The organism is Streptomyces sp. NPDC088387 (assembly GCF_044753385.1).
Classification (GTDB): domain Bacteria; phylum Actinomycetota; class Actinomycetes; order Streptomycetales; family Streptomycetaceae; genus Streptomyces.
This window is the reverse complement of the sequence record NZ_JBIVNC010000002.1, coordinates 70,626-83,257: the sequence shown is the minus strand read 5'-3', so window position 1 is coordinate 83,257 and position 12,632 is coordinate 70,626. Positions and strand designations below refer to the sequence as shown.

The window sequence follows — 12,632 nt, the reverse complement described above, 5'->3', positions numbered from 1 at the left end:
GGCTAGAAGTCCTCCTCCACGGCATTGGCGGCCACGATCTCGGCGAGGAAGGGGTGGTCCGGGTGCGCGGCCTCGTTGTCGTGCGGTGCGGCCGCGACGTCGAGCCGGTGCCGGGCCAGGGCTCGTACCGCCTCACGTGCCGCACGGTCGTCGGCGCCCGGTCCCGGGTCGAACCCCGGCAGCAGGATGCCGACTTCGATGCCCGGTGTCGTCGAGGCCGGGATGTCCAGGTCCGCCCGGCCGGCCCACATGTCCTCCTGCCTGGGCAGCAGCACGCGGTTCGGCGGGCCGCCGTCCACGTGGACCTCCGCCGCGAGGTGCACCCCACCCGTGGGGGCCGCGATGTCGGCGACGACCTCGACCTCGATCCGCCGCCCGGCGCCGAGCGCGAACGCGGTCCAGGACACGGCGTTCTCGGCGGCGTCGACGAAGCCGGGCGGATAGCGGCACCAGTCGTTGGTCCCCGATCCCCGGGCGATCACGCGGCCAGTCGTGATGCGGGAACTGCCTGCCGCGAGGGCGAACTCCTGCTGACGTACGAAGAGTTCGGCGAGGTCGAGCGGTGTGGCGGTTGTGGCGGCCGGCCTGTGGTCCTGTTCCAGGGCCGACCGGAGGTGCCGTAGCGACTCTCCGTCCAGCCCGGCGTTGTCGGCCGCGTCGTCGATCAGCCGCAGAACACGGTCCAGTTGGCGAGGCGGCGCCGCCGACCGCCGCCAACGGATCAGTGGGTCGAGCGCGGCGAGGTGCTCCTCCAGCAGTTCGGTACCCTCCAACTCGCTCGATTCATCGAAGAGTTGCTGGCATTTGTGGGTCAGGGCGGCCAACTCAAGGCCCAGTACGTCCGGTTCGAGCGCGGGAATCCCGTCCAGGTGCGACGTCGGCCACCAGCGGGCCGCCCAGTGCCCGAGGGCGAGGTGGGCGGCGGCCTCGGCGAGAGCGGTCGGCTGCTCGGGCAGCACCGGTTCGGCGGCGGCCGGGGCCCCTGACGCGAAGGCATCGACAGCGGCGGCCGTACCCTCGCCGTAGACCGCCCACAGCCACTGCTGGGCCTGCCCCACGTCGTGGATCTCCGCTGCCGGCCAGCCTGTTGGGCCGAGGACGGGCCAGGTCAGTACGGCGCCCGCGACATCGAGAACGGCCCGGGTGAAGGCGGGCCCGGCAGCCGGGCCGTCGATCCGTATGACGCCGTCCTCGGCCCACGTGATGGCACAGCGCCGTTCAGGCATCACGCGCTCCTCGGCTCGGCGGCGGTCGCGGCGGGCACGGCGGTCACCGACAGGGTGCGCAGTGCCGTACGGACCCGTGCGCGGTGGTCCATCATCACCGAGCGGGCGACCCCGTCGAGCACGCTCCAGGCCGATGCCGCGTCGGGCAGCTCCGCGTTACGGACGTCGCGCCCGTGCAGCCGTACCCAGAGGCGCCGCATGTACGCGGTCCACGGGGTGCGCAGGTCCTGGGCGAGGGTGTTCAGCACACCGCCGTCCGGGTCGGGGCGGGGGGAGACGGTCATTCTGCGGGCCCGGAGGACCGAAGCCTCCCGCTGCCAGCGGCTGTTGACGATGCGGTGCGCCGCCGTCGACCCCGCCACCGAGGCCCCGGCGCCCAGCGGATCGAGGCCCACCGCGAGCCGGCCGCCGAGTACGACGGTGACGCGCAGGCTCTCGTCGTGCAGGCCGAGCGGGGCGCAGCTGCGGCCGGCCTCCCGCCGGACGAGCTCGGGCACGGTCGGCAGTTCCTCGCGGTGGGCCGAGGCCTGGAGCACGGTGAAGAGCCGTTCGAAGAGCGTGCGGTCGAACGGCGCGGGGAGGGTGGCGGTCGAGGCGCTCCGGCCGACCTCGGGGCGCGGGGGCACGGGGTGCGCGGTCAGTCCGAGGTGCGGGGGTACGTCGGAGCGGTCCCAGACGTCGGTCGGGTGAGCCGCCCACAGGGCTCGCCCCAGCAGGCTGCCGTGCCCGGCGCGGACCATGGCGGCGAAGGCCGACGAATCAGCTCTCGCCGTCCCCGCCGCGCCGCAGTTCTCGAGAACCTCGGCCGCCAGGCCCGTATCGAAGGGATCCGATACCGCTTCGCGTCCGTCCCACGCCGCCGCCAGCTCGGCGTCGAGCCGGGCGCGCCGGGCGGCGTCCGCGAGATGTTCCCTCAGCGCCTCGACGGTCCGTCCGCCGGAGGCGTCCACGACGTCTTCGAGTACCCCTCTCGCCACCGCGTCCGCGCCGGGCCCCGGCGTCCCGTGCTCGGTCGCCAGCTCGAAGCACCGCTGGAAATACAGGTCCTGGGGGTTGCCCGCCACGATCCCCAGGGCTCGGCGGGTCTTCTTCAGCAGCGTGAACCACTGTGCCGTCGCCGCCAGCACCGCACCGGACTCCCGTATCAGCGCGTCGAGTTGCGCTGCCTCCCGCGCGTCGAGGAAGTCGGCGGCGAGTTCCGGACGCAGCGCGGGCCGGACGATCAGCGGCAGCACGATCAGCTTGACCGTCCGGGTCAGCGGCGCGCCACCGGGACCGCTCAGCGCCTGAGGACCCGGCCCGAGGCCGCGCCAGGCCCGGTCGATGACCATGGCGCGCGGACGGCGTTCGCCGGTCGACGGCCTGCTCGGGGACGACATGGCTCGAGCGTACGTCCTGGGGGAACCGGTGGTCGAACCTGGGATCGGTAGGCGCTGCCCGCCTCCTAATGTCCACATCACCAGGCAGAACGGACCGGAAGGGCAGGCACAGCATGGGAATCTTCGGCAAGGGCAAGAGCCGCGAGGAGAAGGCGGCCAAGATCGCGGAGCAGGTGGCGGGCGGTAAGGGTTTCTACGGCCGGATGACGCGCGCGACGCTCGGCGGCGAGGACTACGCCAAGCTCCAGCAGTCGCTCGGCGCGTACCAGTCCGGTGCCACCGTGCAGCAGCTGCTCGCCATGGGTGTGCCGACGGTCCCCGCGGTCGTCGTGTCCATCAGCGACACCGGCAAGATGGTCAACTACGACCCGGTCGTCGACCTGGTCCTCCAGCTGACCGGGGTCACCGCCGACCCGATCACGCTCCAGACCATCGTGTCGAAACTGCGCATCCCCCGCTCCGGTGACCAGGTACTACTGATCGCGGACCCGGCCAACCCCGGCGGCTACCTCTACGCGGGAGACGGGGTGACACCGTGACGACACGGCCGTACGAGGTGCCGGCGAGCGCGACCACCCCGCGCACCTTCGACAGCCGGGCGCCGGAGTCGCCCGGCTTCGGCGCCGCGCACCGCCTGAGCCTCTTCCGGGTCAGCCGGTCCCGTCCCGCCTCGTGCACGTGTCCATGATCCGGTCGTTGCTCGGGTTGTGCCAGGGGAATTGCAGCACGGCCGCGGTCCTTGAGCCGTAGATCCCGTCGTGCATGCTCAATTCCTGTGGGAAGAGCGTGACTTGCACGGATTCCAGCGCGAGCTTGGTGTCGTTCCCGTAGACGCCGTCGATGTCGCCGGGGCCGAAGTATCCGCCTTCGGGGCCCTTGGTGGCGTTGTAGCAGTACACGAGCGCCGTCTGTAGTGCGGTGACGCCGGCGTTCTGCGTTCCAGTGTTCATGTAGCAGTTGACCGTGGTGGCCGACTTCGGGATGAGCATGAAATACGAGTAGCCGGCTCTTGGCTTCATCTCGACCTGGCGGGTGCATTTGGGGGTCGCGGCGGCTGCCGACGTCGGTGTCAGGGCCACCACGCCGGCCGCCAGCACGGCCACGGAAAGAAGGCTTGACGCGAGCTTGCGGGCTCTCATGAACGATCCGACTTCCTTGCGAGGACAGGCCGCGGCACACCGGTGACTTGTGTGTCTCCGAGGCCGCTTTCGCACCCTAAGGTCACCGTGGGCTGCGGACTTGGCCGTCCGTGCAGGGAACTTGGTCAGCCGTGCTACAGCCGCGACTTCGGTAACCTCGACGGCCGCTACCGCCGCGACCACGAGAAGCCGCCCCCGAGCACTCCACAGGTGCTTGTAGACGAGATCAGCAGAGGGTCAAAGGTGGGTTCTGATAGGTCATGCCGGACGATCTCCACCGCCGGTGCGCCCGGAGAAGACCGGTTGTTGCGGGCTGCGATCACTTCCGCGGGTGCCTCGCCGCACATCCGCGCCGGCCACCTGCTGGTGCCCGTGGGTACCCCGCAGCGCGAGCCGGCGACACCCATGAAACCGCGGGGAAGAGTGCGCTGAGCCGGCCGAATGGCTGGTTGTTCGATGGCGGTCGGGCGGCGTGCTGTCGTCAGCCACCTCCACGTGCCCGTCTGCTGCGGGAGGGCGGCGGGGAGCGTTGTAAACCCGGTGCGAGGTGCCGCTTCACTCCACGGTGTGTCCGTCTGTGGGTGGCTGTGGCAGCACTCTTGCTGACTCCGCGCAGACCCTGCTGACGCGTCATTCGGCTGCCGTCTTCATGTCGCCGATGTGACCTCCCTGGTCCGGCTCGGTCGCAGGCACCCCCGATCCCCGGACGCCGAGGCCGGATCGGATGCCCGAGAGCTTGTTCGGGTTGGTGACGGCGAAGATCCCGGCGATCCGGTCCGCGCCGGGAGCGAGGTCGACGATCACGGCGGCGAGCGGACTGTCGCCGGAGAAGATGAGCGCACAAGGGTCTTGGGCCGCCCACCGATAGTGGACGTCCAGCCCCTCCGGGGGCAGCGCACGGGCGATCGCCATGAATATCGCGGCGACCTGGTCGCGGCCGTGGACGGGACGCAGGCTGACCGCGGGGCCGAGGCCGCCTCCGTCGGTCCACAGCGTCACATCGGGGGCCAGAACTTCCAGAAGCGCACGAAGGTCTCCGCCCAGCGCGGCCGCGGCAAATCGCTCGGTGACCTCGGCGTGCAGGGCCGGCTCGGGTCGGTGGCGGGGGCGGTTCGCGCGGACATGGCGGCGTGCCCGGGTGGCGATCTGGCGCACCGCCGTCGGGGAGCGGTCCAGAATGCGTGCGATCTCCGGGTGGGCGAACCCGAATACCTCGTGCAGCACAAACACGGCGCGTTCCAGCGGCGACAGGTTTTCCAGCACGACCAGCACGGCCATGGACAGCGCCTCGGCGCGCTCGGCACCGTCCGTGACATCGCTTTCGGCCGTCACCAGGGGTTCAGGAAGCCAGGAGCCGATGTAGGTCTCTCGCCTGCGGCTCATGTCCACGCGCCGGGCGAGGGCACGATTCGCCGCGATGCGTACAAGATAGGCCCGCGCGTTGTGGACGGGCTCGGCGTCCGGCTCGCGGTGGCGGGCGGACCACGCCAGCCACACGTCCTGGAGCGCGTCCTCTGTCTCGGAGACACTGCCGAGCATGTTGTAGATCACCGAGAACAGCAGCTCGCGATGTCCAAGGAACTGGTCGGTAACGCTGTCGGCCGTCGGGTCTGGTGATGGGGCGGATGTCATCTGTGCCTCCTCGTGTGCAGGACCGAAGAGCGTCGTCGTGCCGCGAGTGTGACGTGGACGGCCCCGATCGTGAGCCACATCACTGTCGCCCCCGCCGATGTCACAGTTGGCACCCGTCTTCTCTCTGCGGTGCTGTCCGGGGAGGAGGGACCTCCTCGGACGTCAGCACAGGAGGACTTCGATGCGTACACGGATTCACGGTGCTCGCGTGTTCGATGGCGAACGCGTCATCGCGGCCACGGACGTGATGCTGGAGGACGGCCTCATCATCGCGGTTGGCGCCGCTGCTGCCGGAGCGGCCGATGTCGAGATCGACGCGCGGGGCGAAACGCTGATGCCGGGGCTGATCGATGCCCATACCCACACGTTCGACGGGAGTTCGGCCGAGGCGCTGCGCTACGGGGTGACCTCCGAGCTCGACATGTTCTGCCTCCCACGGCCGCTGGCCCGGTACCGGGAACTTGCGGACCACCGCGACGACGTGGCCGACCTGCGCAGTGCCGGAACTGTCGCCACAGCACCCGGCGGGCACCCGATCCCACTGCTGGCCTCCCTGGTCGGCACCGTAATCGACCCGAGCGACGTGACGGAGATCGAATTCGTCACCGACCCCGCGCAGGCTCCGCACTTCGTCCGGGCCAGGCTTGAGGAAGGCGCCGACTACCTCAAGATCATCATTGACGACGGAACGGTGCACGGCACCGACCTCCCGGTCATGACCCCCGCGGTCGCGACCGCGCTCACCGAGGCGGCACACGACGCCGGCCTGCGGGTCATCGCGCACACGGTCACCGCCGCCGAGGCGAACATCGCGCTCGACGCCGGTGTGGACGGCCTCGCCCACGTGTGGGCCGACCTCGCCCCCAAGGCCCCGGCCTCACGAAGGTTGGCCGAACGGATCCATGCCCAGGGTGTCTTCGTCGTCACGACACTCGCGTACTTCGAGGCGATCACCGCCCAACGCCCCGGCACAGCCCGGTGCTCACACACCGGCCACTACACCAACGCAGTCGGCGCGCTGCGGGCGCTGCACCGGGCGGGCGTCCCGCTCCTCGCCGGGAGCGACGCCACCCCGTTCGTGCCCGCTCACGGCGCCGGCCTCCACCGTGAACTGTGGCTGCTCACCCAGGCCGGCCTCAGCGCCGAGGAGGTACTCGCTTCCGCGACCAGCGTTCCGGCCCTTCACTTCGACCTGGCGGACCGGGGCCGTATCGCCCCCGGCATGCGCGCGGACCTGCTCCTGATCGAAGGTGACCCGACCCGGGACATCTCCGCCCTCTCCTCCCGCACCGCCGTCTGGCGGCGCGGGGTCCGTCAAGCCCGCTGACCATCTCTTCATCGACTGTGCGGGATCCTGTCCACGGTGATGGCCAGGGGTTGTTGGTCGTTGTCCACGGTCCGGCCTCTCCGAAGGATGCGTTTGATCCTCTGGACGGAGCGGAGCAGCCGAGCCAGTGGGGGACCAGGCGATCGGCTACCGCTGCTGAATCTGAGCGGGAGATGTCAGCCTGGTCGTGGTCAGCTGTCCACGGCCGGGCCGTCCGCAGGGCTGTCGTTGCTGCATCCCGAGGAGAGTGGAAAACAGCATGAAGATCATCGTGATCGGGGCGACCGGCACCATCGGCGGTGCGGTCGCAGACGCGTTGGAGACCGAGCATTGCGTGATACGGGCTTCACGCAACGGCAGCACATCTGTCGACCTGGAACAACCCGCCTCCATCGACGCCCTTTTCGACACTGTCGGCGCAGTGGACGCGGTCATCTGCTGCGCGGCCAACGCTCCGCTGACCCCACTCGCATCCCCTTCGGACGACGAGTTCACTCTCGGACTGAAAGGCAAACTGCTGGGACAGGTGACGCTGCTGCGCCGGGCGGTGGATCACGTGCGGGACGGGGGTTCCATCACCCTCACCAGCGGTACCTTTCGGGAGCCCACACCGGGCGGCTCGTTCGGCGCTCTTGTCAATGCCGGACTGGAGGCGTTCGTCCGAGCCGCGGCCATCGAGATGCCCCGCGGGCTGAGAGCGAACGTCGTCAGCCCGGGGTGGGTGACCGAGACGCTCGAGAAGCTCGGTATGGACACCAGGGGAGGCACACCGCTGAGCGACGTCGCCCATACCTATGTCGAGGCAGTCATAGGACAGATGCAGGGACAGACGCTGACCCCTTCGCCCCGCTGACCGCCCGGAGCGTCGACAGGTGTTGACCTGCGGAAAGAGTAGATTCACCGTCCGGTGAAGTCATTGCCGGGATGCCCGTCCAATCGACCGTGTGCGTCCTGCCCGGCCCCGCGTGCCCCGTCCGTCGCGCGGGGCCGGGTCGTGTCAGTCCCGGGGGACGCACCCCGGTTCGCTCTCCGCCTCCGGCAGATGCTCCTCGGCCCATCGGCCGAGTTCCTGGAGGGCCGGTTCCAGGGCCGCCCCCGCCGCCGTGAGCCGGTAGGAGACCCGTAGGGGCGGGCCCTCGTCCACCTCGCGGACGACCAGTCCCGCGGCGCCGAGCTCGCTCAGGCGGTCGGACAGCATGCGCTCGCTGAGCCCGGGCACGGCCCGGCGCAGATCGGAGAATCCGGCGGGCTGCGCCACCAGGACGGCCACGATCGGCCCGGTCCAGCGCTTGCCGAGCAGCTGGAAGACACGGCTGATGCCCTTGTCCACCTGCTTGCACGCATCCGTGCCGTGAATCTCCGTGTCCGCCATGTGGCAAAGAGTACTCCTCGCCGTCAGGGGATGAAAAAAAGTAAGCCCCTGTGTTATCAATAGTCGAGTACCAGATCGCAGCCCCTTCCCTTTGCTTGGGGCACTCTTTCCCTGGAGACACCCATGGCCACCCTCCTGCACATCGACTCGTCCGTCTTCGCCGGTGAGGCGTCCTCCTCGCGTGCCGTCACCACCGCCTTCCGCAAGACATGGCAGGAGCAGCACCCCGGCGGCACCGTGGTCTACCGCGACCTCGCCGTGAACCCGGCCCCGCACATCACCGCCGACGCGCACCTGGCCGGCTTCTCCGATCCCGAGGCCCGCACGGCCGAGCAGACCGACGCCTTCGCCGAGCGGCTGCGGCTCATCGAGGAGTTCGAGCGGGCGGACGCGCTGCTGATCGGCGCGCCGATGTACAACTACTCGATTCCCTCCACCCTCAAGGCGTGGCTGGACAACGTCATCCTCTTCGGGCGCACCGCCGGTCCGGACCCGTCCGCCAAGGGCACGCCCGTCACCGTCGTCGCGAGCCGCGGCGGCGCCTACGGTCCGGGGACCCCGCGGGAGAACTCGGAGTACGTGCAGAACTACCTGGGCCTGGTGCTCGGCGAGGCCCTCGGTCTGGAGCCGCACTTCATCGTCCCGGAGCTCACCATGGCCCCGCACACCCCGGCGATGGCCGAGCTGGTCCCGCTCTTCGAGGCCTCCCGGGACCGGTCCTTCGAGGAGGCCGAGGCAAAGGCGAAGCAGCTCGCCGCACGCCTCGCCGCCTGACCGACAGGCGACACGTACGCCGTCCGGCGCCCTGGGGCGCGGCCGCCGGACGGCACACGTGCGTATGTCCGGTCAGCCCGTGCCGAGCAGCTTGTTCATCCGGGCGATCTCGGCCGTCTGAGCGGTGACGACGGCGCCTGCCAGCTCCCTGGCGGGGCCGTGGGCCCCGTCGCGCTGCTCGGTCCCGGCCATCTCGACCGCGCCTTCGTGGTGCTCGACCATGAAGGTCAGAAACGCCCTGTCGAAGGCCTCGCCGGACGCCTTCTCCAGGCCGTCCATCTCCTGGTCGGTCATCATCCCGGCCATGGAGTGACCTCCGTGCCCCGAGACACCGCCGTCGGCGGGGACCTGCTCGCCCCACGCCCTCAGCCACCCGGTCATCGTCTCGATCTCCGGGTCCTGCGCCTTCCTGATCTCCTCGGCGAGCTCCTTGACCTCGGAGGACCCGGCACGGGTGGCGGCCAGACCGGCCATCTCCACCGCCTGCCGGTGATGCGGGATCATCCCCTGCGCGAACGAGACGTCCGCGGCGTTGTGCTCGTCCGACTGATCCGACTGATCCGACTGATTCGACTCATCCGACCGATTCGACTGACCTGAGGCGGACGGGGCCGCGGTGGATCCGGTGTGCCCGCCGTGTCCGGCGGAGCCCCCGTCGGCGGATCCGGATGCGCAGGCCGCCAGGACGACGGCGGTGCCGGCAACGGCCGCCCCGAAGGCGGCACGGCGGAGGAACGAACGGTGTGCGGTCATGCTGGTACAACTCCCTTTGCTGCGCGCCGATCTGCGCGCTGAGGCCGTGCGGAGATGGGCCGGAGCACGGCACACCTCCCTGACGTGCCGACGGGGCCGGCGGCGCAGGGGAGTGCCGTGCGGGTGGCTCTAGATCCGCAGGAGTTGTATAAGCGCGAGATCGGGCGGCGCCCGCCCGATCTCGGTGGCGGCGGTCGCCCGGCCCGCCGGGACCGGCGGTGCGGCCGTCGTGGCCGGAACGACGGCGAGGACCGGCGGGGCGTACGAGGATGAGACCCCGCTCGCCGCACAGGTGCCGTCGGCATGCCGCACGTGCCCGGACGTGCCGCCGTCGGCGACATGGACGCAGGTGTGGGGCGAGTCGGGGGACAGGCGGGGCGAGTGGCTGCCGGACACCGGGGGCGCGTGCCGGTCGGCCGTGAGAGTCGTAGGGGGCGCAGGGGTCGTACGCCCGTCGGCGTCGGCCGCGTCTTCCCGGGCACCGGCCGGACCCGCCTCGTGCCCGGCGCCCATCGCCACGGTGCCGTGCCCGGCGGGCCCCGGGGGCGCGCCCCCGGGAGCGAGCCCGTGCATCGCGAACACCCCGGCCAGTACCGCGAACACCAGCAGCAGCGCCGCCCGCCCCGCCGGGCGTCGGCCGGTCCACTGCCGGGTGCTGGTCACGGTCGCCATCCTAGGGGCGCCGGTGACGCGCCCTGCGGGTGGGCGCACTCGGAGCCGAGCCGCGCGGGCGCCGAAAAGGGAACGGGCGCGACCGTCCGTCACGAAGGTCGCGCCCCGCAGCAGCTCTGCCGCCCTCGCTTCATCCTCCCCCGTACGTCCGCCCCAGAATCTCCAGTACGTCGGCCTCGCCGGGCAGACGCGGGGCGTTCTTCGTGACGGCGTCGGCCACCGCGCCCGCCGCGATCGACGGGAGCATCGCGCGATCGGCGCCCAGCGCGACCAGCGGCCGCTTGATGTCCAGCGCGCCGGAGAGTTCCCGTACCGCCGCCACACAGGCGCGTGCCCAGTCGCCGTCGGCCGGCGTGGCCAGCCGCATCGCCCGGCCCGCCCGCTCGTACGCGTCGGCCGCGGCCGGTGCGGTGAACTCCATGACCTCCTCCAGTACGGCCGCCAGCGCCACCCCGTGCGGGGTGCCGGTGTGGGCCGTGAGGGAGTGGCCGATGCCGTGCACCAGACCCAGGCCGGACAAGGTGAGCGCCTGGCCCGCGAGATGCGCGCCCATCATCAGCTCGGCGCGCGCTTCGAGGTCGGCACCGTCCCGGTACGCGAGCGGCAGGGCCCGGCTCACCATGGCCACGGCCTGGGTGGCGTAGGCGACGGAGAACGGGTTCGCGCCGCGCGAGGCGAGCGACTCGATGCCGTGCACCAGCGCGTCGATACCGGTCGCCGCCGTCGCCGGACCGGGCAGGCCGAGTGTCAGCTCCGGGTCCAGCAGGGCGATCCGCGGCTTCACCGACGGGTGCCCGATGTACACCTTGCGGTGTGCCTCGGCGTCCTCGATCACCCCGAACCCGTTGGTCTCGGCGCCCGTGCCGGACGTGGTGGGGATCGCGACGAGCGGCAGTCCGTCCGCCGCGTCCCACAGATGGTCGGCGTCGGCGGCCACCGCGTCCGGGTTGCCGACGAGCAGCGAGATGCCCTTCGCCGCGTCCAGGACCGAGCCGCCGCCGAGCGCGACGACCGCCGCCGGGCCGAACGCCCGCGCCTTCGCGGCGCCCGCGTCGACGTTCCCGGTGGACGGGTTCGGCGCCACCTCGTCGTAGACCGCGTACTCGACGCCCGCCGAGTCCAGGATCTTCAGGACACGTTCGACGACGCCCGCCGCGCGCAGTCCGCGGTCGGTGACGACGAAGGCCCGCTGCCGGCCGACGGACGCGATCAGTTCGGGCAGCCGGGCCACACTGCCGGCGCCGAACTCGACGCGGCACGGGGGTTCGACGCTCAGCGACGCGTGGGCGAGGCTGTCGCGCTGAGGGGTGGACATGGGGTGCGGCCCCCTTCCAGGGGATTGATGGGCGGGCCCTTCTCGGGGAGTCCGCGCGGCTTCGGGCCGTCAGGACCGGGGAGTCCGCGCGTGGCTTCAGGCCGTGAGGACGCCGTCCAGGGCTTCGGTCGGGTTGGGCAGGCGGAACTCCTGTCCCGCCAGGGCCTCGTATAGGCGGACCGGGCTCATCTCGCCGGCGAGATCGCCGTGCTGGGCCTTCGAGCGGCGGTAGATCTGCTCGACCAGCGCCGACAGTTCGGTCGCCACACCCAGGTCGCGGCCCAGGTCGACGGCGAGCCCGAGATCCTTGCAGGCGAGGACCATGGCGAAGGAGTCGTCGTAGTCGCCGTCGGCGAGCACACTCATGATGTCCCGCTCCAGGAAGTTGGAGGCCGCCGGGCTCGCCAGCAGCGCGCCGCGCAGCACACCCAGGTCGACTCCCGCCTTGACGCCCATCGCGAGCACCTCCGACGAGGCGACGAGATGGCTGAACCAGAGCAGGTTGATCATCAGCTTCACGGTGTAGCCGGCGCCGAGCGGGCCCACGTGCAGGACGCGGTCCGGGTCGCCCATGGCCTCCAGGGCGGGCAGCGCGATCCGGAAGTCGTCGTCCAGGCCGCCGACGAAGATCTGGAGGGTGCCGGCCTCGGCGCCGTGGGCCATCCCGCTGACCGGTGCGTCCAGCCGGCGTATCCGGCGCGCGTCCAGGACCTCGGCGGCCACCCGCTCGGCCGCGGCCGGTGTGGAGGTCGACATGTCGATCCAGAGCGCGCCCTCCGGGAGGGCCTGTGCCGCGCCGCCGCGCAGCAGCACGTCCTCGACGATCCGCGGGTTGGGCAACATCGTGACCAGGAACTCCGCGTCCCGGGCGCACTCGGCGGGTGTGTCGGCCCACCGGGCGCCGAGCGCCAGATGTTCGGCGGCCGCCTCGGGCCGGGTGTCGTGCACGGTGACCAGGTGTCCCGCGTGGATCAGGTGGCGGGCCATGTGGCGTCCCATGTTGCCCAGGCCGATGAAACCGATCCTCATCTATGTCCTCGCTG

The 12,632-nt window shown here is 71.2% G+C and carries 13 protein-coding genes; 4 read left to right on the top strand and 9 right to left on the bottom strand.

The features are described from left to right. Window positions 1-2: 2 nt before the first annotated feature. Window positions 3-1,226 carry a hypothetical protein gene (locus ACIQAC_RS05040; protein WP_402187079.1) on the bottom strand — a complete coding sequence of 408 codons (1,224 nt, stop codon included), beginning with the start codon at window positions 1,224-1,226 and terminating at the stop codon, window positions 3-5. After that, window positions 1,226-2,605 (bottom strand): hypothetical protein, encoded by a 1,380-nt coding sequence (locus ACIQAC_RS05035; RefSeq protein WP_402187077.1) that lies wholly within the window; start codon window positions 2,603-2,605, stop codon window positions 1,226-1,228. Before ACIQAC_RS05035 ends, ACIQAC_RS05040 begins: the two co-directional genes overlap by 1 nt. A gap of 113 nt (window positions 2,606-2,718) precedes the next feature. Between ACIQAC_RS05035 and ACIQAC_RS05030 the strand changes: the two genes are divergently transcribed. Then, window positions 2,719-3,144 carry a hypothetical protein gene (locus ACIQAC_RS05030; protein WP_402187075.1) on the top strand — a complete coding sequence of 142 codons (426 nt, stop codon included), beginning with the start codon at window positions 2,719-2,721 and terminating at the stop codon, window positions 3,142-3,144. Between the two features lie 111 nt (window positions 3,145-3,255). Here ACIQAC_RS05030 and ACIQAC_RS05025 read toward each other — a convergent pair whose 3' ends face one another. Together ACIQAC_RS05025 and ACIQAC_RS05020 are read right to left on the bottom strand one after the other, a co-directional pair. Further along, window positions 3,256-3,744, bottom strand: coding sequence for a peptidoglycan-binding protein (locus ACIQAC_RS05025; RefSeq protein WP_402187073.1), 489 nt, complete (start codon window positions 3,742-3,744; stop codon window positions 3,256-3,258). 630 nt (window positions 3,745-4,374) lie between these two features. Further along, window positions 4,375-5,376 (bottom strand): sigma-70 family RNA polymerase sigma factor, encoded by a 1,002-nt coding sequence (locus ACIQAC_RS05020; protein ID WP_402187071.1) that lies wholly within the window; start codon window positions 5,374-5,376, stop codon window positions 4,375-4,377. 208 nt (window positions 5,377-5,584) lie between these two features. On the opposite strand from ACIQAC_RS05020, the gene ACIQAC_RS05015 reads away from it, so the two are divergent. Continuing rightward, window positions 5,585-6,703, top strand: coding sequence for an amidohydrolase family protein (locus ACIQAC_RS05015; RefSeq protein ID WP_402187069.1), 1,119 nt, complete (start codon window positions 5,585-5,587; stop codon window positions 6,701-6,703). Between the two features lie 259 nt (window positions 6,704-6,962). After that, window positions 6,963-7,556: a short chain dehydrogenase gene (locus tag ACIQAC_RS05010; protein WP_402187067.1), complete on the top strand. Its 594-nt coding sequence runs from the start codon at window positions 6,963-6,965 to the stop codon at window positions 7,554-7,556. Window positions 7,557-7,700: 144 nt separating this feature from the next. On the opposite strand, the gene ACIQAC_RS05005 is transcribed toward ACIQAC_RS05010, so the two are convergent. After that, complete coding sequence (locus ACIQAC_RS05005) at window positions 7,701-8,075, bottom strand: winged helix-turn-helix transcriptional regulator (RefSeq protein ID WP_402187065.1); 375 nt, start codon at window positions 8,073-8,075, stop codon at window positions 7,701-7,703. Window positions 8,076-8,198: 123 nt separating this feature from the next. On the opposite strand from ACIQAC_RS05005, the gene ACIQAC_RS05000 reads away from it, so the two are divergent. Then, complete coding sequence (locus ACIQAC_RS05000) at window positions 8,199-8,849, top strand: FMN-dependent NADH-azoreductase (protein ID WP_402187063.1); 651 nt, start codon at window positions 8,199-8,201, stop codon at window positions 8,847-8,849. Between the two features lie 72 nt (window positions 8,850-8,921). Here the strand turns inward: ACIQAC_RS05000 and ACIQAC_RS04995 are convergent, their stop codons facing one another. The 4 genes from ACIQAC_RS04995 to ACIQAC_RS04980 all read right to left on the bottom strand — a co-directional run bounded on the left by ACIQAC_RS04995 (window position 8,922) and on the right by ACIQAC_RS04980 (window position 12,618). Further along, window positions 8,922-9,602: a DUF305 domain-containing protein gene (locus ACIQAC_RS04995; RefSeq protein ID WP_402187061.1), complete on the bottom strand. Its 681-nt coding sequence runs from the start codon at window positions 9,600-9,602 to the stop codon at window positions 8,922-8,924. A gap of 129 nt (window positions 9,603-9,731) precedes the next feature. Continuing rightward, entirely contained in the window at window positions 9,732-10,265 is a 534-nt protein-coding gene (locus ACIQAC_RS04990; protein WP_402187059.1) for a DUF6153 family protein, read from the bottom strand. Between the two features lie 139 nt (window positions 10,266-10,404). Then, window positions 10,405-11,589 (bottom strand): iron-containing alcohol dehydrogenase family protein, encoded by a 1,185-nt coding sequence (locus ACIQAC_RS04985; protein ID WP_402187057.1) that lies wholly within the window; start codon window positions 11,587-11,589, stop codon window positions 10,405-10,407. A gap of 96 nt (window positions 11,590-11,685) precedes the next feature. Next, window positions 11,686-12,618, bottom strand: coding sequence for an NAD(P)-dependent oxidoreductase (locus tag ACIQAC_RS04980; protein WP_402187055.1), 933 nt, complete (start codon window positions 12,616-12,618; stop codon window positions 11,686-11,688). Between the last annotated feature and the right edge of the window lie 14 nt (window positions 12,619-12,632).